17 protein-coding genes are annotated in these 19,529 nt (G+C 65.3%); 12 read left to right on the forward strand and 5 right to left on the reverse strand.

The features are described 5' to 3' along the window. Positions 1 to 8: 8 nt before the first annotated feature. Both AC0L2K_RS02650 and AC0L2K_RS02655 read left to right on the forward strand, forming a co-directional pair. Positions 9 to 935: a phosphoenolpyruvate hydrolase family protein gene (locus AC0L2K_RS02650; RefSeq protein ID WP_473530539.1), complete on the forward strand. Its 927-nt coding sequence runs from the start codon at positions 9 to 11 to the stop codon at positions 933 to 935. Positions 936 to 939: 4 nt separating this feature from the next. After that, complete coding sequence (locus tag AC0L2K_RS02655) at positions 940 to 1,356, forward strand: cupin domain-containing protein (protein ID WP_128248237.1); 417 nt, start codon at positions 940 to 942, stop codon at positions 1,354 to 1,356. 207 nt (positions 1,357 to 1,563) lie between these two features. Here AC0L2K_RS02655 and AC0L2K_RS02660 read toward each other — a convergent pair whose 3' ends face one another. After that, positions 1,564 to 2,754, reverse strand: a complete 1,191-nt coding sequence (locus AC0L2K_RS02660) for a M24 family metallopeptidase (protein WP_023797328.1) — start codon at positions 2,752 to 2,754, stop codon at positions 1,564 to 1,566. A 275-nt stretch (positions 2,755 to 3,029) separates the two neighbouring features. On the opposite strand from AC0L2K_RS02660, the gene AC0L2K_RS02665 reads away from it, so the two are divergent. The 5 genes from AC0L2K_RS02665 to AC0L2K_RS02685 all read left to right on the forward strand — a co-directional run bounded on the left by AC0L2K_RS02665 (position 3,030) and on the right by AC0L2K_RS02685 (position 8,523). After that, complete coding sequence (locus tag AC0L2K_RS02665) at positions 3,030 to 4,640, forward strand: ABC transporter substrate-binding protein (protein ID WP_473530540.1); 1,611 nt, start codon at positions 3,030 to 3,032, stop codon at positions 4,638 to 4,640. A gap of 277 nt (positions 4,641 to 4,917) precedes the next feature. Next, positions 4,918 to 5,904: an ABC transporter permease gene (locus AC0L2K_RS02670; RefSeq protein ID WP_023797326.1), complete on the forward strand. Its 987-nt coding sequence runs from the start codon at positions 4,918 to 4,920 to the stop codon at positions 5,902 to 5,904. Further along, positions 5,901 to 6,731 carry an ABC transporter permease gene (locus AC0L2K_RS02675; protein ID WP_473530541.1) on the forward strand — a complete coding sequence of 277 codons (831 nt, stop codon included), beginning with the start codon at positions 5,901 to 5,903 and terminating at the stop codon, positions 6,729 to 6,731. The genes AC0L2K_RS02670 and AC0L2K_RS02675 overlap by 4 nt, the downstream gene beginning before the upstream one ends. Next, the gene (locus tag AC0L2K_RS02680) at positions 6,728 to 7,732 is read left to right on the forward strand and encodes an ABC transporter ATP-binding protein (protein WP_473530542.1); all 1,005 of its coding nucleotides are present in this window, start codon (positions 6,728 to 6,730) and stop codon (positions 7,730 to 7,732) included. The genes AC0L2K_RS02675 and AC0L2K_RS02680 overlap by 4 nt, the downstream gene beginning before the upstream one ends. Further along, a complete protein-coding gene (locus tag AC0L2K_RS02685) occupies positions 7,729 to 8,523 on the forward strand; it encodes an ABC transporter ATP-binding protein (protein ID WP_023797324.1) in 795 nt (264 codons plus the stop codon). The genes AC0L2K_RS02680 and AC0L2K_RS02685 overlap by 4 nt, the downstream gene beginning before the upstream one ends. A gap of 54 nt (positions 8,524 to 8,577) precedes the next feature. Here the strand turns inward: AC0L2K_RS02685 and ggt are convergent, their stop codons facing one another. The 4 genes from ggt to AC0L2K_RS02705 form a co-directional block, all read right to left on the reverse strand. Continuing rightward, entirely contained in the window at positions 8,578 to 10,164 is a 1,587-nt protein-coding gene (gene ggt, locus AC0L2K_RS02690; RefSeq protein WP_473530543.1) for a gamma-glutamyltransferase, read from the reverse strand. Positions 10,165 to 10,292: 128 nt separating this feature from the next. Beyond that, on the reverse strand, positions 10,293 to 11,147 hold the full coding sequence (locus tag AC0L2K_RS02695) for a TIGR01459 family HAD-type hydrolase (RefSeq protein WP_287230212.1): 855 nt from the start codon (positions 11,145 to 11,147) through the stop codon (positions 10,293 to 10,295). Beyond that, a complete protein-coding gene (locus AC0L2K_RS02700) occupies positions 11,144 to 12,430 on the reverse strand; it encodes an FGGY-family carbohydrate kinase (protein ID WP_023797321.1) in 1,287 nt (428 codons plus the stop codon). Before AC0L2K_RS02700 ends, AC0L2K_RS02695 begins: the two co-directional genes overlap by 4 nt. Position 12,431: 1 nt before the next feature. Beyond that, positions 12,432 to 13,475, reverse strand: a complete 1,044-nt coding sequence (locus AC0L2K_RS02705; RefSeq protein WP_473530544.1) for a class II aldolase/adducin family protein — start codon at positions 13,473 to 13,475, stop codon at positions 12,432 to 12,434. Between the two features lie 200 nt (positions 13,476 to 13,675). On the opposite strand from AC0L2K_RS02705, the gene AC0L2K_RS02710 reads away from it, so the two are divergent. From AC0L2K_RS02710 to AC0L2K_RS02730, 5 genes are all read left to right on the forward strand, one after another. After that, positions 13,676 to 14,458, forward strand: coding sequence for a DeoR/GlpR family DNA-binding transcription regulator (locus tag AC0L2K_RS02710; RefSeq protein WP_473530545.1), 783 nt, complete (start codon positions 13,676 to 13,678; stop codon positions 14,456 to 14,458). Beyond that, positions 14,455 to 15,834 (forward strand): FGGY-family carbohydrate kinase, encoded by a 1,380-nt coding sequence (locus AC0L2K_RS02715; RefSeq protein ID WP_287172984.1) that lies wholly within the window; start codon positions 14,455 to 14,457, stop codon positions 15,832 to 15,834. The genes AC0L2K_RS02710 and AC0L2K_RS02715 overlap by 4 nt, the downstream gene beginning before the upstream one ends. Then, positions 15,831 to 17,375 (forward strand): sugar ABC transporter ATP-binding protein, encoded by a 1,545-nt coding sequence (locus tag AC0L2K_RS02720; protein ID WP_473530546.1) that lies wholly within the window; start codon positions 15,831 to 15,833, stop codon positions 17,373 to 17,375. The genes AC0L2K_RS02715 and AC0L2K_RS02720 overlap by 4 nt, the downstream gene beginning before the upstream one ends. Then, on the forward strand, positions 17,372 to 18,370 hold the full coding sequence (locus tag AC0L2K_RS02725) for an ABC transporter permease subunit (protein WP_128170892.1): 999 nt from the start codon (positions 17,372 to 17,374) through the stop codon (positions 18,368 to 18,370). Before AC0L2K_RS02720 ends, AC0L2K_RS02725 begins: the two co-directional genes overlap by 4 nt. Positions 18,371 to 18,448: 78 nt before the next feature. Next, positions 18,449 to 19,387, forward strand: a complete 939-nt coding sequence (locus AC0L2K_RS02730; protein ID WP_091595356.1) for an ABC transporter substrate-binding protein — start codon at positions 18,449 to 18,451, stop codon at positions 19,385 to 19,387. Positions 19,388 to 19,529 lie beyond the last annotated feature (142 nt).

Raw genomic sequence — 19,529 nt, forward strand, 5'->3', positions numbered from 1 at the left:
ACGAAGCCATGCCCGCCATACCGCGCAAGAAGATCCTGGAAAAGTTCCGCAAGATGATTGCCGGCGGCGTACCGATCGTCGGCGGCGGCGCCGGCACCGGGCTGTCGGCCAAGGCCGAGGAGGCCGGCGGCATCGACCTGATCATCATCTACAATTCCGGCCGCTACCGCATGGCCGGCCGCGGCTCGGCTGCCGGCCTGCTCGCCTATGGCAACGCCAACGAGATCGTCAAGGAAATGGCCTACGAGGTGCTGCCGGTGGTGAAGAAGACACCGGTGCTGGCCGGCGTCAACGGCACCGATCCTTTCGTCATCATGCCGCTGCTGCTGGCCGAGCTGAAGACGATGGGTTTTTCCGGCGTGCAGAACTTTCCGACCATCGGCCTGTTCGACGGCCAGATGCGGCAGAGTTTCGAGGAAACCGGCATGGGCTTCGGGCTCGAGGTCGACATGATCGCCGCGGCACACGAACTCGATCTCCTGACCACGCCCTATGTGTTCAACCCCGATGAGGCGCGCGCCATGACCAAGGCCGGTGCCGACATCGTCGTCGCTCATATGGGAGTGACCACCGGCGGCTCGATCGGTGCGACGTCGGCCAAATCGCTCGACGACTGCGTGACCGAGATCGACGCCATCGCTGAAGCGGCGCGTGCGGTGCGCAAGGATGTCATCCTGCTTTGCCATGGCGGGCCGATCTCGATGCCGGACGATGCCCGCTACATCCTCGAACGCTGCAAGGGCCTGCACGGCTTTTACGGGGCAAGCTCGATGGAGCGGCTGCCTGCGGAAGCGGCGATCGCCAGGCAGACTGCCGATTTCAAGGCGGTCTCGCTGGAGCATCGGACCCAAAAGTGGGAACCGGTTTTGGGAAAATCCGATGCGCAAACAAAAAAAAGCGGTGCCAAGACGACCGCGAAGAAAAAGAAGGGATGAGACGATGACCGACAAGAGCAAGGTGTTTGTCTACCCGAAGGATGTCAGCGCCTTCGGCTTCGACTGGGGCAGGCTGTCGCTGACGGTGGCGCCCGAGGTGAACGGCGCCACGCGCTTTTCCGGCGGCGTCGTCGACCTGCCCTCCGGCAAGGGCCACACGCGCCACAACCATCCGGGTGCGGAAGAGATCATCTTCGTCATATCAGGCAATGGCAAGCAGATGGTCGAGGACGAGGACGGCAATCCGGTCGTCGAGAAGGTCGGCCCCGGCTGCACCATCTATGTGCCGGAAAGCCGCTTCCACTCGACACTGAACACCGGCGATGCGCCCATGCAGCTTTTCGTCGTCTATTCGCCGGCTGGGCCTGAACTGGCGTTGCGCGACCTGCCGGATTTCAGGCTGCTGCCGCCGGGCGCGTGACCTTTTTCTCGGGCAGCGCTGCCCCTCATTGCCCTGCCGGGCATTTCTCCCCGTAAACGGGGAGAAAGGTCGCCCTCGTTACGGTTTCGCCACTCACAAGCGTTGCAGAATAAGCACCAAGGCTGCGGCCATGTCCCTTCTCCCCGTCCTATACGGGGAGAAGGTGCCGGCAGGCGGATGAGGGGCGGCGCCGCCCATTGCGGGAGATTATGCCACCCCACCTCTGTTCCAGCCCCTGCCCCGGTCGCCGAACATGACGTAGCCGCTATCGGTGACCGCCAGCGTGTCTTCGAGCTTGATGAAGCCGCGCGTCGGGTGATGCATCGTCGTCTCGACCGAGAGCACCATGTTTTTCTCCAGCGGCTTTTCGGCATAGGTGCCTTCATAGGTCACCGGATGGTTGGTCATCAGGAACGGAGCTTCATGTGTGATCAGCCCCATGCCGTGGGCAAAGAAATCGGTATAGGGCGCGACCTTGGATATCTTCAGCACGCCTTCCGCGTAGGAAATCATGTCACCACCCAGCGTGCCGGCGCGTACCTTCGAAAAGGCCGCCTGCTGCACGGCCTCGACTTCGGCCAACAGATCCTCGAGTTCGGCATCGGGCTCGCCCAGAATGCCCATGCGACAGAGGTCGCCGATATAGCCGTGATAATTGCCGCCGGAATCGATCGACATCACCTCGCCCTTCTTCCATGCCTGCGGCGAGCCGGCGCGGTTGTGGCTGGCGCCCAGCGTCAGCAGGCAATATTCAAAATGCGCGCCGCGATTGGTCTCCTCGCGCCGCAGCTGCTCGATGATCTCGGTCTTGGTCGTGCCTTCGCGCGCCCAGGCAATGGTCGCCAGCATGGAATCGGTGATCAGTTCAGAGGCGATGCGCAGCTTCTCCAGCTCCGCATCCGTCTTGATCGCCCGCATCCGCTCCAGCATATCGGTCGCATCGATCAGCTTGGCATCAGGCAGCGCCTTGCGGATCAGCGTGTAGGCATCCGACGGCAGGAAAGCCGGCTCGATGCCGATGCGGGCGTCGCCCTTGCCGATTTTCGCCAGGTGCTCGACCGCGAGATTGGCGGCGTCGAGCGTGCCCCAGCAGGCGGCGTGCAAGGTCGGCGTCCAGAACGGGTTGTTCTGGTGCTCGGCGCCCTCCATGCGATTGCCGATATAGGCGGCGTGGTCCGGCCCACCCTTCTCGTAGACGACAACAGGCAAATAGCGGCTGTGGCCGATCGCATCCATGGCGGCGAAGAAGATGAACTTGTAGCCGCCAAGCAGATATTGCGTGTTGTGCTTGGAGGTGGCGACCAGCACATCGATGCCGGCTTCCTCCATCAGCCGATCGACCCTGGCATGATCGAACGGGATGGTGCTGGCGGCATTCTTACCCGGAACGACGTTCATCTTTCTCTCCCTGAATTCCCTGGCCGGCCGCTCGGATCGCCGGCGGCGCCCAGTCTTCGACGAGACAAGTCTGGTCCTACCAGATAAGGTCGGCTTGGACCGCTTCCTGTAACTGGTCCAGAGGACGAAATTTTCAAAGCCACATGAGGATGCGCCAAATCCGTCTCTGGCGAAACCCTCGGCAAGGCTCATAATCACCCTTGCAAGGATGCCGTCTGGCGTCCGAGGGTAGTGGCCACCCGGGCCAGAGTGGCTGAGAGGGACGGAGTTCGATCATGTCAGAGGTCACGATTTCCAGACGCAGCGTGCTTGCCGGTTCGGCACTGCTGCTGGCTTCGACGGCGCTGCCGACGATCGGCTGGGCACAGACGCCGAAGAAAGGCGGGCGGTTGGTCGTCGCCGCCGATTCCGAGCCGCGCAACCTCAACCCGGCGATCGTCGCGTCCAACGGCGTCTTCTTCATTTCGAGCAAGATCGTGGAACCGCTGGCCGAGGCGTCCTTTGACGGCAAGGACGGGCTCGACCCGCGCCTGGCGATAAGCTGGGAGGGCGCCGCCGACGGCTTGTCGGTAACGTTCAAATTGCGCGAGGGCGTCAAATGGCATGACGGCAAACCCTTTACCTCCGCCGACGTCGCGTTCTCGGCGCTGCAGATCTGGAAGCCGCTGCAGAATCTCGGCCGCACCGTGTTCAAGGATCTGGAGGCGGTCGACACGCCGGACGAACTGACGGCGGTGTTCAAATTCGCCAAACCGACACCGTTCCAGCTGATCCGCAACGCCTTGCCGGCGCTGACCAGCGTGGTGCCGAAGCACATCTACGAGACAGGCAAGATCGAAGAGAACCCGGCGAACAATGCGCCTGTTGGCACCGGCCCGTTCAAATTCGCCGAACACAAGTCAGGCGAATATTACCGACTGGAGAAGAATGGCGACTATTGGGGCAAGGACCAACCTTACCTCGACGAGATCATCTACCAGGTGCTGCCCGACCGCACCTCGGCGGCAAGCGCGCTTGAGGCCGAAGAGATCCAGCTCGCCGCCTTTTCCGCGGTGCCGCTGGCCGATCTCGACCGCATCTCAAAAGTGCCTGGCCTCAAGGTGATCACCAAGGGTTATGAGGCGCTGACTTATCAGCTCGTCGTCGAAATCAATCATCGCCGCAAGGAACTGGCCGACGTGAAGGTGCGCCAGGCGATCGCCCACGCCATTGACAAGGATTTCGTCGTCAAGACGGTGTTCCTCGGCTATGCCGCCACCGCCACCGGCCCGGTGCCGAAAAACGATCCGCAGTTCTATACGGCCGATGTGCCGACCTATGCCTTCGACGTGGCCAAGGCCAACGCTCGGCTCGACGAAGCCGGCTACAGCAGGGGTGACGACGGCAAGCGCTTTTCGCTGAAGCTGCTGCCGGCGCCCTATTTCAACGAGACCAAGCAGTTCGGCGACTATCTGCGCCAGGCGCTCGCCGCCATCGGCATCGACGCCCAGCTGGCCAACAACGACTCGGCCGCGCACATCAAGGCCGTCTACACCGACCACGCCTTCGACCTTGCGGTCGGGCCGCCGGTGTTCCGCGGCGATCCGGCGATCTCGACCACCATCCTGGTGCAGAGCGGCATCCCGGACGGCGTGCCGTTCTCCAACCAGGGCGGCTACAAGAACGACGAACTCGACGCCCTCGTCGCCAAGGCGTCCGAGACGCTCGACCCCGCCGCGCGGACGGAGCTTTACAAGGAGTTTCAAAAAAAGGTCGCAGCCGACCTGCCGCTGATCAATGTCGCCGAATGGAGCTTCATCAGCGTTGTCAGAGACACGGTGGGGAATGTCGCCAACAACCCGCGCTGGGCGGTGTCGAACTGGGCGGACACCTGGCTGAAGGGGTGAGCTGCGGGTTAATTGAGATTGACCTTCGCCAATAGGTGAAGTTGGTAATGTCCGTGCTCGACGATACCCCCCTCTGTCCTGTCGGACATCTCCCCCTCAAGGGGGGAGATTCGCTTGCTTTGGCGACGGCCCTTCCCTCAGCAACGTTTGCGATTGGCGCCACGGCTAGTGACGGCCAATCTCCCCCCTTGAGGGGGAGATGTCCGGCAGGACAGAGGGGGGTGCCTAGGCTCGGCATTTCTCAGGATCGGCATACCGCCAAGCAGCCGGCGCCGCCATGACCCGCGCGCTTCTCCTCCTTCGCCGTCGCCTCGTCGGCAGTGTCTTCGTGCTGCTGCTTGTCGTGATCGGCACTTTCCTGTTGCTGGAAGCCGCCCCCGGCGACGCGGTCGACGCCTACATCGTCTCGACCGGCGGCGACGCCGGCATGATCGAACTGCTGCGCCATCGCTGGGGCCTCGACCAGTCGGCGTTGACGCGGCTAGCGACCTATCTCTGGGCGCTGCTGCATCTCGACCTCGGCCAGTCGGTGACCTTCTCGCGGCCAATCCGCGACGTCATCCTCGAGCGCCTGCCCAACACGCTGCTGTTGATGGGCAGCGCCACCGCGCTCTCCTTCGGGCTCGGCTCGGCGCTCGGCATCTATGCCGGCGCCAGGCCCGGCGGCTTTCGCGACCGCTTGCTGTCGATCGGCTCGCTGGCGCTCTATGCTGTTCCCGGATTCTGGCTCGGGCTGGTGCTGATCATCGTCTTTGCCGTCGACCTGCGCTGGTTCCCGATCGGCGGCATCGAGAGCATCGCGTCGGGCAAGACCGGCCTTGACCGCGCGGCCGATATTGCCCGCCATCTCGTCCTGCCGGTGTCGGCACTCGGCTTCATCTATCTGGCACTCTATCTGCGCATGATGCGCGCCGGCATGGCCGAGGTCTGGCGGCAGGATTTTGTCCTCGCCGCCCGCGCCAAAGGGCTCTCCCGCCGCCGCATCGTGCTCGCCCACGTCGCCCGCAACGCGCTGTTGCCGCTGGTCACCATGCTCGGCCTGCAATCGGCGCAGATGCTCGGCGGCAGCGTCGTCATCGAAAGCGTCTTTTCCGTGCCCGGGCTTGGCCGGCTGGCGCAGGAAGCGGTGGCAGCGCGCGACACGCCGCTGCTGCTCGGCATCATCCTGGTCAGCGCCGTTCTGGTCATCGTTATCAACCTTCTTGTCGACGTCGCCTACGCCTTCCTCGATCCGCGCGTCGGCGCTAGCGAGGCCAGCGCGTGAGCCCGCTTCGCCGCTTTCTTCGCACGCCGGAAGCGGTCGCCGGCGCGATCATCCTGGTAGCGTTGTTCGCCATGGCGCTGACAGCGCCTTTGTTCTTTCCCGGCGACCCGCAAGCCATTGCCGGGCCGGCATTGCTGCCGCCCTTTCAGGACTGGTCGCTGCCGCTCGGCACCGACCGGCTCGGCCGCGACGTGCTGGCCGCGCTTGTCCACGGCGCCGGTACGTCGCTGGCGGTCGGGCTGGCGGCAGCGGCAGCAGCTCTTGCCGTCGGCGCAATAGTCGGCACGCTGGCCGGCTTTGCCCGCGGGCTCGTCGACGAGGTGCTAATGCGCATTACCGACGCCTTCCAGACCGTGCCGAGCTTCCTGCTGGCGCTGGCTTTCGTCAGTGTCGTCGGGCCGTCGCTCGGAGTCGTCGTTGCGGCGATCGCGCTCGGCGCCTGGACGGGGCCGGCGCGCGTTGCACGAGCCGAAGTGCTGTCGATCCGCGAGCGCGATTTTGTCGCCGGCGCCCGCGTGATCGGCATGCATCCGCTGGAGATCGCCTTGCGCGAAGTCCTGCCCAACGCATTGCCACCGGTGCTGGCATTGTCGTCGGTGATCGTCGCCGCCGCGATCCTCACCGAAGCGGCCCTTTCGTTTCTCGGCCTCGGCGACCCCAACCGCGTGACCTGGGGCGGCATGATCGCCGAAGGTCGCGCCGTGCTGCGCACCGCGCCCTTCCTGTCGATCATTCCCGGCGTAGCGCTCGTGCTGACCGTGCTCGGCGTCTATCTCGCCGGCGAAGGCGTCGTCGAAACGGCCGCGGTGAGAAGGAGCCTGTCGTGACGGCGCTGCTTTCGATCCGCGATCTGACGGTGACCTATCGCCGCGACGGCAGCGAGGTGGCGGCGCTGAACCATGTCAGCCTCGATGTCACCGCCGGCGAGCGCTTCGCCATCATCGGCGAGAGCGGTTCGGGCAAGAGCACGCTGGCGCTGGCCATTGCCGGGTTGTTGCCGGGTTCTTCCAAGGTTGGAGGCTCGATCGAGTGGTTTTTGCCATCCTTTGGTGCCAAGGCACCCCCCTCTGTCCTGCCGGACATCTCCCCCTCAAGGGGGGAGATTGGCAGTTCCGTCGCCGGCACTGCAGCCTTGGAGATTGGCGAAAGCGGAAATGACAGCGCAATCTCCCCCCTTGAGGGGGAGATGTCCGGCAGGACAGAGGGGGGTCTCACAGAACGCAAGCCTCTAAAATCCGCCGCCGAACCCAGCCACACCCCCCTCAGTGGCCGCGATATCGGCTTCGTCTTCCAGGACCCGTCGGCCAGCCTCGATCCGGTAATGGCGGTTGGCGAGCAGATCGCGGAAGTCGCGCACACGCATCTTGGTCTGACTTGGTCGCAATCCTATGCCAAGGCAAAAGCCCTGCTCGAACGCGTCCGCCTGCCCGACCCGGACGCCGCTTTGCGCGCCTACCCGCACCAGCTTTCCGGCGGCCAGAAGCAACGCGTGGCGATCGCCGCGGCGATCGCGGCCGGTCCGAAACTGCTGATCGCCGATGAGGCGACCAGCGCGCTCGACACCATCGTGCAGGCCGAGATCGTCGCGCTGATCCGGAAATTGGTGGCCGAGGACGGCATGACGCTGCTGTTCGTCAGCCACGACATCGCGTTGGCCGCCGAGCTGGCCGAGCGCATCGCCGTGTTCCGGCACGGCGAGCTGGTCGAGCTCGGCACGACGGCGCAGATCGTCGCTAGTCCGCGCCACGCCTACACAAGAGCGCTGCTTAACGCCCATCTCGGCCTCGACTCCGAACCGCTGCTGCAGCAGTCAGGAGCGTCGCGGTGAGCCGTCCATTGCTGGCTGTTTCCGGCCTGACCAAACGATATCGTCGCGGCGGCAAGACAATCGCCGCCGTCGATGATGCCTCCTTTCATATCGAGGCCGGCGAGACGCTGGCGCTGGCCGGCCCTTCCGGCAGTGGCAAGTCGACGGTCGCGCGGCTGCTGCTGCGGCTGATCGAACCGGACGCCGGCCGTATCGAGTTTGAGGGTGGCGATTTCCTGTCCCTGAACGGCGCTGCCTTGCGCGCACGGCGCGCGCGTTTGCAAATGGTCTTCCAGGACCCGCTCGCCGCCTTCAATCCGCGCGCCAGCGTGGCGCGTGTGCTTGACGATCCCTTGCGCATCCATGGCATCGCAGCCCGATCAGAACGCCCGCGCCGCATCGCCGCTCTGCTCGAGCGCGTCGGCCTGAGCGCTGATCTCGCCGCTCGTGTCATCCACGAGATCTCGGGCGGCCAGCGCCAGCGCATCGCGATCGCTCGCGCCATCGCCACAAACCCGTCGCTGATCATCCTCGACGAGGCAGTGTCCGCGCTCGACGTATCGGTGCGCCGGCAGATCCTGCAATTGCTGCTCGATCTGCAACGCGAGCAACGGATCGCCTATCTTTTCATTTCGCATGATCTCGGCGTCATCAGCGCCATCGCCCATCGTGTCGTCATTCTCGATGCCGGCCGCGTCGCCGAAAGCGGCAACGCCCGCGCGGTCATCGGTGCCCCGCAGTCGGCGATCGGCAAGGCGCTGATGGCGGCAGCGCCAAAACTGAACAGGACCAGCATGCAGGGCGCCTCGTGACAGATATCGAAACCAGCTGAAACTGTCGTACAAGCTCGGCGACGCAGCGGACCGTCAGTAACCCAGCGCGCAACCATCCTTGCGTGGATCGGACGCGCCGGTAAGCGTGCCCTTGTCCCAGTCGATCAGCACCAGCTGGCCGCCGCCATGCGGCTCGGTTGGGACGGACACGTCGTGACCGCGCTCGCGCAGGCCGGCGATCGCCTCGGCCGGAACGCCACGCTCGGCCTCCACAGTGTTCTGTCGGTAAAACACGCGTGGCGCATCCAGCGCCTCCTGCGGGTCCATGCCGAAGTCGATCATGTTGGTGAGCAAATGGACATGGCCGAACGGCTGGTAGCCGCCGCCCATCACGCCAAACGGCATGACTGCCCTGCCCTTGGCTGTCACCATGCCCGGCATGATGGTGTGCATCGGGCGTTTTCCCGGTGCGATGCGGTTTGGGTGGTCCGCCGCCAGGCGGAAGCTGCTGCCGCGATTCTGCAGGACGACGCCGGTCCTGGGGCCGACCACGCCGCTGCCGAACGAACCAAAGGTCGAGTTGATGAAGCTGACCGCATTACGGTCGCGGTCGACCACGGAGATGTAGACGGTATCGCTCGGCTGAAGCTCCAGCCGTGGCAGATGCGTCATTGCACGCGCCGGATCGATCTCGGCGCGAAGCTGGTCGGCATAGGATCTGGACAACAACTGCTCTACGGGGACATGGACCTGGTTCTGGTCGCCGATGAAATTGTCGCGGTCCTGATAGGCAAGCCGCCCCGCCTCGATCTCGAGATGAAAGCGCTCGGCGCCGTTCGGTTCCAGCGAACCGAGCGAGAAGCCCGACAGCACGTTCAGCATGATCAGTGCCGTCAGCCCCTGGTTGTTCGGCGGCATCTGATGAATGTCGTAACCTCGGTAGGATGTGCCGACGGGCCTGACATAGTCGCCCTTCGTCGCCGAAAAATCCTCGAGCGCATGCAGCCCGCCAAGCGCGCGCAGACGCGAAACCATGTCGTCGGCGACCTCGCCTTCATAGAAGCCGGCACGGCCACGGCGCGAGACGATGCGCAGGGTTTCGGCCAGTTGCGGCTGCCGGTGCAGCTCGCCGGCCAGCGGCGCCTTTCCATCCGGCAGAAATATCCGCGCGGCATGTTCGTCGGCGGCCAGCAAGGCAGCACTTTCGGCCCAGTCGAAGGCCACGCGGTCTTGGACGACATAACCCTGTTCGGCGTAATGTATGGCCGGAGCGAGCGCGACGTCGATGCCCTTCCTGCCGTGATCATCGAGCAGCCGGCACCACGCGTCGACGGCGCCCGGCACGGTGACTGCGTGCGGACCGGACTCAGGCAGTTCGTCGTGCCCCTTGTCCAGATACCACTGCGCCTCTGCTGCCGCAGGTGCGCGGCCGGAGCCGTTGAAGGCCAGAACCTCGCCTTGACCGTTGGGACAATAGAGGACGAAACAGTCGCCGCCGATACCCGTCGATTGCGGCTCGACCACCGCCTGCACCGCCGCCGCGCAAACGGCTGCGTCCATTGCATTGCCGCCGGACCGCAGCATCTCGATCGCCGCCAGCGTCGCCAGCGGGTGCGATGTCGCGGCCATCGCTTCCGTCGCACGAACCGGCGACCGTCCGGGGAGTTGAAAATCACGCATGCAGTTCAATAGCCTCCGACCAACCAGATGTGAACTGGCAACAGCAGCCAAAGGGCTGCGCCACCGAAAGCAGCACTAACGACGGAACGATCACCATGGCAGCGCTCAACCCTCGGAAGCTGCCGATCTCAATCAGCGAATCTGAAACTGTTCGTGGTGTAATCGGGGTAGGCGTCCAGACTGTCGAAAAGCTCGGCCAGGTCAGGGGTGTCTGCCAATATTCCGGACAAGACCAGCGCGGTCGCCACGCCGGCACCAATTCCACCGGCGACATCGTGTTCGACGCTGTCGCCGACACAGACCACGCTGCTGCGGTCCGGGTTGCCCGCCAGCGCCAGCGCGGCGTTGAAGATCGGCGTGTAGGGCTTGCCGATGCGGGTGACGCTGCCGCCGAGGCTCTCGTAGAGATCCGCAAGCTGGCCGGCGCCAAAGCGAGGCCCCACTGCTGTCAGCATGATCTTGTCGGGATTGGTGCAGAAGCACGGCACCTGCCGCATTGCTGCCGGCGCAAAAAGCCGGCGATAGTGCTCGATATCGTAGCGGTCGCCCTCGCTGGCGGCGATCAGCACCAGCTCGGCATCGTCGCCGTCGCTGGTCAGGGTAAAAGGCAGGCCTTCAATCGCCGAGCGGTCGCCCTCGCGGCTGATCAGCAGGCACTTTGTGTTTGGGCGCAGCTTTCCGGATATCGCCATTTCGTGGAAGGACCGCCACGCGATCTCGCCGGAAGAGACAAATTGATCCCAGCTTCCTGGTTCGAAGCCGAGCTTCAGCAAGCGGGCCTCATTGGGCCGCGCCCGCCTGCCGGAATTCGAGACCAGCACGATCGTCCTGCCTGCGCGCTTCAGCGCCGACAACGCCTCCACGGCGCCCGGATAGGGGTTCGTGCCGTCGTGCAGCACGCCGAACTGATCGAGCAGGAACACCTGATAGCGCTCGACCAGCGCTCCGATGCCGTCGAGATGGTCGACTGGTTTCGTGCTCACAACAGCCCCGCTGCGATTGCGCCCATCAGCGCCAGCCGCGCCGTGCCGGCGGCCGCCTCGTCCGAAAGCGCCGGCAGAAAATCGACACCCAGCTTGCGCTGCCGGATCGCGGTCCAGGCGGGATTTGCCGCACCGCCGCCGACGCTCCTGACCGACGTCAATCGGGGGGTGCCAAGTGCGGCAAGCCGGCGATAGCCGAGCGCCTCGATCGCCGCAATGCCCTCGAACATCGCTTTCAGATAGTCGGCGTCGTCCGCCGGCCGCGGCGTCAGGCGTGGTGGCAAATCAGGATCGGCGATCGGAAAGCGTTCGCCAACCGCGGGAAGCGGATAATAGTCGAGACCGGTCTCGTTCATAGGGTCGATCACCGCACTCAATTCGATGATGCGCGCGAGAGAAAAATGCTGCGCCAGCACCTTGCCGCCCGAATTCGACGCACCACCCGCTAGATAAGCATCTCCCAGCCGGTGGCTATAGATGCCGAACTGCGGCGCCGAGATCGGCCGGTCGGAGAGGATCTTGATGGTCAGCGAGGACCCCAGCGCGGTGACGCCGTCGCCAACAGCCGCAGCCCCCGTCGCCAGGAACGACGCGCAGCCATCCGTCGTGCCGGCGACCACGGCGACGTCGCGCGCCAGGCCGAACAGGTCCGCGGCGTTCGCGGTGAGCTTTCCCGTGACATCGCCCGGCTTGACGACACCAGGCAGGAATCCCATGCGCATCCCGGTCGCCGCGATCCAGTCCGGCCAGCGCCGCGCCTCGACGTCGTAGCCGGTTTTCAAGGCATTGTTCTCGTCGCTGATGTCGAAGCGGCCGGAAAACTGTCCCGCGATCCAGTCGGCCTGATGCAGCACCGCGGCGACGCCGGGCTGCCGCTGGGACGACAGCGCCTTGGCGAGACCGGACGTCGCCCCACGGGCTGCGCTCGCGGCCGGCGCCTCGCGCGCGATCACCGCCAGAATGGCGTCGTCGTCGACCTTGTCGTTGTACATCAACGGCTCAGCCAGCGGTCGTCCGGCGCCGTCGACCGGCAGCAGCGTGCCCGAAGTGCCGTCGACGGCGATCGAGAGCACCGCCGCGCGATCGATGCCCGAAAGCAGTTCCGCCAGCGCCGCGCCGACCGCTGACCACCATACGGAGGGGTCGCGGGCATTCTGGCCAAATCTGTCGAGTGGAACGGCGGAACGCGCGGCAATCGAAAAGTCCGGCCGCATGGCGACGGCGCGGGCGCCTGATGTGCCGATGTCGATTCCGATCGAAAGCGGGCCGGTTGACAACGCCATGTCAGCTGCCGGCTGCATTGAGTTTCTGGCGGTACTGCTCGGCGTCCCAGTTGATCAGTTCGTCGTTCTCGGCGGCGGTCAGATAGTTCAGCTTCGCCGCGACGTCGACCCGAGCCGTCACGTCGGCGAGGCAGCGTTGCATGGCGTTGGCGCCGGCACTGGCGTCGCCGCGCATCAGCACGCCAAGCCCAGGAAACAGGATCGCCACCGGTGCCGTGCCGCACCGTTCGGTGACACGCTTCACGTCCTCACCGGGTCTCGCCACGACCGAACCCTGGCCGAGAAAGATGACGTGATCGGGATAGAGGCTGCCTCCCGACGCCATGCGGCAGCTGTCAGGATCGATCGCGACGGCATGCGCTTCGACATCCGCCGGCAGCCTGTGACCGGTGCGTCCGATGAGCGTCGTCAATGCCGCGATGTCTGGCTCCGCCACCTCGCGGGGCGGCCGCGCCAGCAACCCTGTGACGCGACGCAGCAGCGCCTCCGCGCCGGCGACGGTCTCGGCTGCGACGACCAGGCCATGGTTGGCAAGGATCAGCACATCGACCCCGGGCCGAAGGCGCTCGGCAATGCCCTGGGCAAGCGGCAGGCCCGGCCGGCGATAGGGAACATACGCCCATTCGAGGCCATCGAGGCGCTTGGCGACTTGAGCCTCGCAGTCGGCCTGCACGGCAAGCGAAATGGTATCGACGCAGTGGACATGCAGAACGACGCGCTGCGGCATCAGCGCGTGAACCGTGGTCTCGATCGAAGGACGCAGCTTGCGGGCATTGAGCGCCTCGATGGCGAAACCCTGGGGCTGATCCGCGGCCGGGTCACGCTGTTCGACAGCCCTGAGCAGCGGCGGGATCGCCACCGGGACCATGATGTCCTCGGCGAGCGCGTCCTTCAACCAGGTGCCGGAAGCCTTGATCCAGAGCGTGTCGCCGGCTTTCAGCGACGTGTTGCCGCCCGCGGCCTGGGTCAAGTGCGGGTCGCGCCCGATGCCGGCCGAAAGCGACCGCAAAGCAGCCAGTTCCTGCGCATCCGCATTGATTGCCATCGAAACTCCTTCACAAACCGGCCGCCTAGCCACGGCTTTGGATCCCCGGTAGCCGGCACAGCGAGTGACGCGGGTATCGCAGCGGCGAGTAAGTTACGTCAATAGTGATCTTATCCCACCAAATCAAGCTTGCAATCTGATCTGCGTTGAGTAAGTTGCACCAATTGCCGTGGCAAGATGGCATTTCGGGAGGGTATCCGTTGAGCGACTCCGGCCGCCAGCGTCAGATCGTCGAGCTGTTGCGGGATCGCCCCTTCGCCTCGGTGCGAGAGCTGCAGGAGCGGCTCGGCGTATCGGCTGCGACGGTGCGGCGCGATATCGACAAGATCGACGAGGCCGGCGAAGCACGCAAGGTCTATGGCGGCATCTCGGCGCTCGATGGCGCTGCGCAGGCGGGCGTCGCCTATGCCCGGCCCTACGACGAGAACCGCGATCTCGCGGTCGAAGCCAAGCGGCAGATCGCCGCTCTCGCGGCGACCATGGTGCGCGATGGCGACGCCGTCATCGTGCATGGCGGTTCGACCTGCTTCCATCTCGGCGTCAAGCTCGCTGACCGCAACATCCGGCTCTATACCAACTCGATGCCGCTCATCGCCTATTTGAGCGACCACGGCCATTGCAGCCTGACCGTTGCCGGCGGCGAACTGCATCGCGAGCCTGGCATCATCCATTCGCTCACCCAGACGGTGCCTTTCTACGCATCGAAGTTGTTTCTTGGTGCGCAGGGCATCGGCCCGGAGGGCGTGCTGGAATCGCATCCGCTGCTGGTCCGCTCCATCGCCGAGCTCAGCCTATGCGCCGACCAGATCGTGGTGCTGGCCGACAGCCGCAAACTGTCGATCCATGCGCGCAACGTCGCGCTGCCCTTGTCGCGCATCGGCACGCTGGTGACCGATGACGGCCTTTCCGATGCCGACGCACGCATGCTCGAAAACGCCGGCGTCATGGTGCGGATCGCCTCTGCCTCGGGAGCCGTCCAGTGAAGGTGGCTGTCCTCGACTTCGGCAAGACCAACTCGAAGCTGTTCGTATTCGGTCAGGACGGGCAGATTCTAGGTGAGCGCCGGACCCAGCCGAACTGGACGCGCGAAGGCGGCTTCAGTGTGCTCGACGAAGCAGCGCTTCACAATTGGGCCGCGCGCGCCGTCGGCGAAGCGGTCGACGTCCATGGCATAGAGGGCTTGATGGTTTCGGGCCATGGCTGCACCTTTGCCTTGGTCGACGATGCGGCGCTGACGCATCCGATACTCGACTACGAGCAGGAGCCGCCGGCCGAGATTGCCGCGCAGATCGATCGCCGCATTCCGGATTTCGCCGAGACCTTCTCGCCGCGCCTGCCGCTCGGCTTCAACTATGGTCGCCACATGCTGTGGCTGAAGACGGTGCAACCAAGCGTATTCGCCGCCGCCAAATCGATCCTCGGTTATCCCCAATACTGGAGCTGGCGCTTTGGCGGCCGGGCGGTCTCGGAGGTGTCCTATCTCGGCTGCCACTCGCATCTGTGGGCGCCGCGCAAGCGCGATTTCTCCACGCTGGTCGACGCCGAGGGATGGCGCGGCCAGATGCCCGCCTTCGAGCGTGCCGGCGCGGTCATCGGCGAGCAGCGCTTCGGCGGGGCGACACGGCCGATCGCCATTCACAACGGTGTCCATGACAGCAATGCCGCGCTTCATGCCTATCGCCGGCAGGCGCTTGGCCCGGTCACCGTCGTCTCGACCGGCACCTGGGTCGTGGTGCTCAATCCGGACTGCCCGCTCGACGCGCTCGATCGCGACCGTGACATGCTGGTTAATGTCGATGTCGATGGCGGCCCGGTGCCGACCATCCGCTTCATGGGCGGCCGCGAATTCGCAACGATCAGCGCCGGTTGGCAGGGCGCGACCGCCCCCTCAGCCGTACAGCAGGTGATCGACGCCGGCATCATGGCGCTGCCGAGCTTCGCGCCAGGTGGACCGATGCCTGGCCATCGCGGCGAACTGGTCGGGCGCGCACCCACCGCGGAGGAGCGCGCGGCCGTGGCGCTGCTCTACGTCGCGCTGATGGTCGATCTGTGTCTCGACCTGATCCATTCGAACGACACGGTGATCGTCGATGGCGGGCTGAACAGTGGCGGCCTGCTTGCCAGCCTGCTGGCGCAGCTGCGTCCCGGCCAGGCCTTCATGCAGGGCGCCACGCTGGAGGGCAGCGCCACCGGGGCGGCGGCTCTGGCCTTCGAGAGTGTTGGACGCGAATTTGCCGCCGAGGCGCCGGAGCCGGTACGCGCCTCGAGCTTCACCGGGCTTGCCTTCTATCGCGATAGCTGGCGCGGTCTCGCCGCCGACCGAGGCGTCGCTGATGCCGCAGCGGGAGGCGCGCGATGACCGCCGCTGCCCGGATCGAAACCGTGCGCCAGCCGGTGCTGAAGATGCGGCACATCTCCAAGACGTTCGGCCCGATTCGCGCCTTGCAGGACGTATCGCTGACCGTCCATGCCGGTGAACTGCACGCGCTGATGGGCGAAAACGGCGCCGGCAAGTCGACGCTGATGAAGGTGCTGTCCGGCGCCTATCGGCCTGATGCCGGCGGCGAGATTCTGATCAACGGCACACCGGTCGCCACCGGCGACCCGATCAAGGCACGCGCCAACGGCATTGCCGTCATTTACCAGGAGCTGTCGCTGGCGCCCAACCTGACGGTCGCGCAGAACATCTTCCTCGGCAACGAGCCGAGACGGTTCGGCATCGTCGACCGCGACCAGTGCAATCGCCGCGCCAAGGTGATCATCGCACGGCTCGGCGTTTCCTTCTCGGCGCGCGCCTCGGTCTCCAGCCTGTCGCTTGGCGAACGCCAGATGGTCGAAATCGCCCGCGCGTTGTCGACCAGCGCGCGCATCATCGTCATGGACGAGCCGACCACCTCGCTGACCTCGCGCGAGACCGACAGGCTGTTCGAGGTGATTGCGACGCTGAAGGCGCAGGGCATCGCCATCATCTACATCAGCCACCGCATGGAGGAGGTCTACCAGCTTGCCGACCGCGTCAGCGTGCTGCGCGACAGCGGCTATGTCGGCACGCTCGAACGCGCCGATCTGAACGCCTCGCGCCTCGTCTCGATGATGGTTGGCCGTGACCTGTCCGCCTTCTACAAGAAGGATCACCGCCCGCCGGACAGCAAGCGCGCGATCGCACTGTCGGTGCGCGACATGTCGGACGGCAATCTCCTGAAAGGCTGCTCCTTTGACCTGCACAAGGGCGAAGTCTTGGCGCTGGCGGGCCTGGTCGGCTCCGGCCGCACCGAACTCGCGCGGCTGATCTTCGGCGCCGACAGGCACACATCAGGCACGCTGGAACTCGACGGCAATCCGATAGCCATCGGCTCGCCGCGGGAGGCGCTGGATGCCGGCATCGCCTATCTTACCGAAGACCGCAAGGAACTCGGCCTGTTCCTCGACATGTCGATTTCCGACAATATCAGCATGGGCGTGCTCGCCAGGGACGCGCAGACCGGCGGCCTGCGCGACTTCGCCACGGCCGAAAGGCGCGCTGCCAAGGCCGTTTCCGACCTCTCCATCCGCAGCAGGTCGGTGCAGGCCAATGCCGGCTCGCTGTCGGGCGGCAACCAGCAGAAGGTGCTGCTCGCCCGCCTGCTCGAAACCGAGCCGCGGGTCCTCATCCTCGACGAACCGACCCGCGGCGTCGATGTCGGGGCGAAGTCGGAAATCTACCGGCTGATCGATGATCTTGCCAAAAAGGGCATCGCCATCCTGATGATCTCCAGCGAACTGCCGGAGGTGATCGGCGTCGCCGACCGCGTGCTGGTGATGCGCGACGGCACTATCGCTGGCGAGGTGACCGCATCCGAAGGCCAGCCGCTCAGTCAGGAGGCAATCATGGAACTCGCAACGGGAGCGGCCAAGGGATGACCCATAAGGCAACCGGGATGAGTGCGGGTGACCAGGCGGTCGGCAGGAGCCGGCGGCTGCGTACCGCCTTCGCCGCGCTTGGCATGCTGCCGGTCCTGATCCTTTTGGCGGCCGGCTTCCAGATCATGAACCCGCGCTTCCTCACCGAGACCAACCTGTTGATCGTCACCCAGCAGTCGTCGATCAACATCGTGCTCGCGGCCGGCATGACCTTCGTCATCCTGACCGGCGGCATCGACCTGTCCGTCGGCTCCATTCTTGCCGCCTCGGCGATGGTGGCGGTGATGGTGTCGCTGGTGCCGGATTGGGGCATGCTCGGCGTGCCGGCGGCCATTCTGGTCGGCCTCGGCTTCGGCGTCATCAACGGGCTGCTCGTCGCCTACATCAAGCTGCCGCCCTTCATCGTCACGCTGGGTTCGCTGACCGCCGTGCGCGGCGTCGCCCGCCTGCTCGGCCAGGACACCACGGTGTTCAACTCGGACCTGCCGTTCGACTTCATCGGCAACGGGTCGCTGTTCGGCATCCCTTGGCTGGTCATCATCGCTCTGTCGGTCGTGGTGCTGTCCTGGCTGGTGCTCAAACGCACCGTGCTCGGCACCTGGATCTATGCCGTCGGCGGCAATGCCGAGGCTGCCCGCCTCACCGGCATCAAGGTGCCCCTGGTGCTGCTCTTCGTCTATGGCGTTTCAGGCCTTCTCGCCGGCCTTGGCGGCGCCATGTCGGCGGCCCGGCTCTACGCGGCCAACGGCCTGCAGCTTGGGCAGTCCTACGAACTCGACGCCATTGCCGCAGTCATTCTCGGCGGCACCAGCTTCGTCGGCGGAGTCGGCTCGATCTGGGGCACGCTGATCGGCGGCCTGATCATAGCGGTGCTCTCCAACGGGCTCATCCTGGCCGGCGTTTCCGACATCTGGCAGTACATCATCAAGGGATTGGTCATCATCGTGGCGGTCGCCCTCGACCGCTACAGGCTCCAAGCGGGAGCAAGAACGTGATTGACCTAGTCGCCGGCGTCAACGACCCGGTTCATGTGTAACGCACCGTGAGAGGCGCGGGGCATCAGGAGGAAAACAATGAAGACCATCGCTAAACTGCTCTGCGGCGTTGCCCTCGCGGCCGTCGCCGTCGCACCGGCCTCGGCCAAGGACCTGAACAAGGTCGGCATCTCGGTCGGCCTGCTCGGCAACCCGTTCTTCGTCGCCACCATCAAGGGCATCGAGGACGCCGCCAGGAAGATCAACCCGAACGTCGAGGTGACGTCGGTGTCGGCCGACTACGACCTCAACAAGCAGGTCTCGCAGGTCGACTCGTTCATCGCCGCCGGCGTCGACGTGATCATGCTCAACGCCGTCGACGCCAAGGCGATCGCGCCGGCGGTGAAGAAGGCGCAGGCGGCCGGCATCGTGGTTGCCGCATTCGACGTTTCGGCGCCGGGCGCCGACGTCACCGTGATGACCAACAACGTCAAGGCCGGCGAAGCGGCCTGCCAGTATCTGGTCGACCACACCGGCGGCAAGGGTGACTATGTCATACTGAACGGGCCGGCATCATCGTCGATCCTGGAGCGGGTGAAGGGCTGCAAGGACGTGCTGGCAAAACACCCGGACATCAAGATCCTCTCCGACGACCAGAATGCCGAAGGCTCGCGCGACGGCGGCCTGAAGGTGTTCCAGTCGCTGCTGACCCGCTTCGACAAGATCGACGCGGTGTTCGCCATCAACGACCCGACGGCGATCGGCGCCCAGCTTGCGGCCAAGCAGCTCAACCGCTCGGAGTTCATCTTCACCGCGGTCGACGGCGCGCCCGACATCGAGAAGGAACTCTCTTCCGGCACCTCGATGATCAAGGCCTCGGCCTCGCAGGATCCTTACGTCATGGCCGGCCAATCGCTGCAGATGGCAGCTGAAGTGCTCGCCGGCAAAAAGCCGGCCGAGGCCACGGTGCTGCTCGACCCGCAGCTGATCACGGCAGAGAACCTGAAGGACTATAAGGGCTGGACCGCGGCCCGCTAGCTAAAGCCTCCCAAGGCTGGTGGGGGGGGGGGGGGGGGCGGCCCCCCGTTTTTTTTTTTTTTTTTTTTTTTTTTTGCCAAAGGGGCCCCGAGCAGGGGGGGGGGGGGGGGGGGCGGCCGCGCGCGGGCGGGGGGGGGCGGGG

It is taken from the genome of Mesorhizobium sp. WSM4817 (assembly GCF_055811135.1).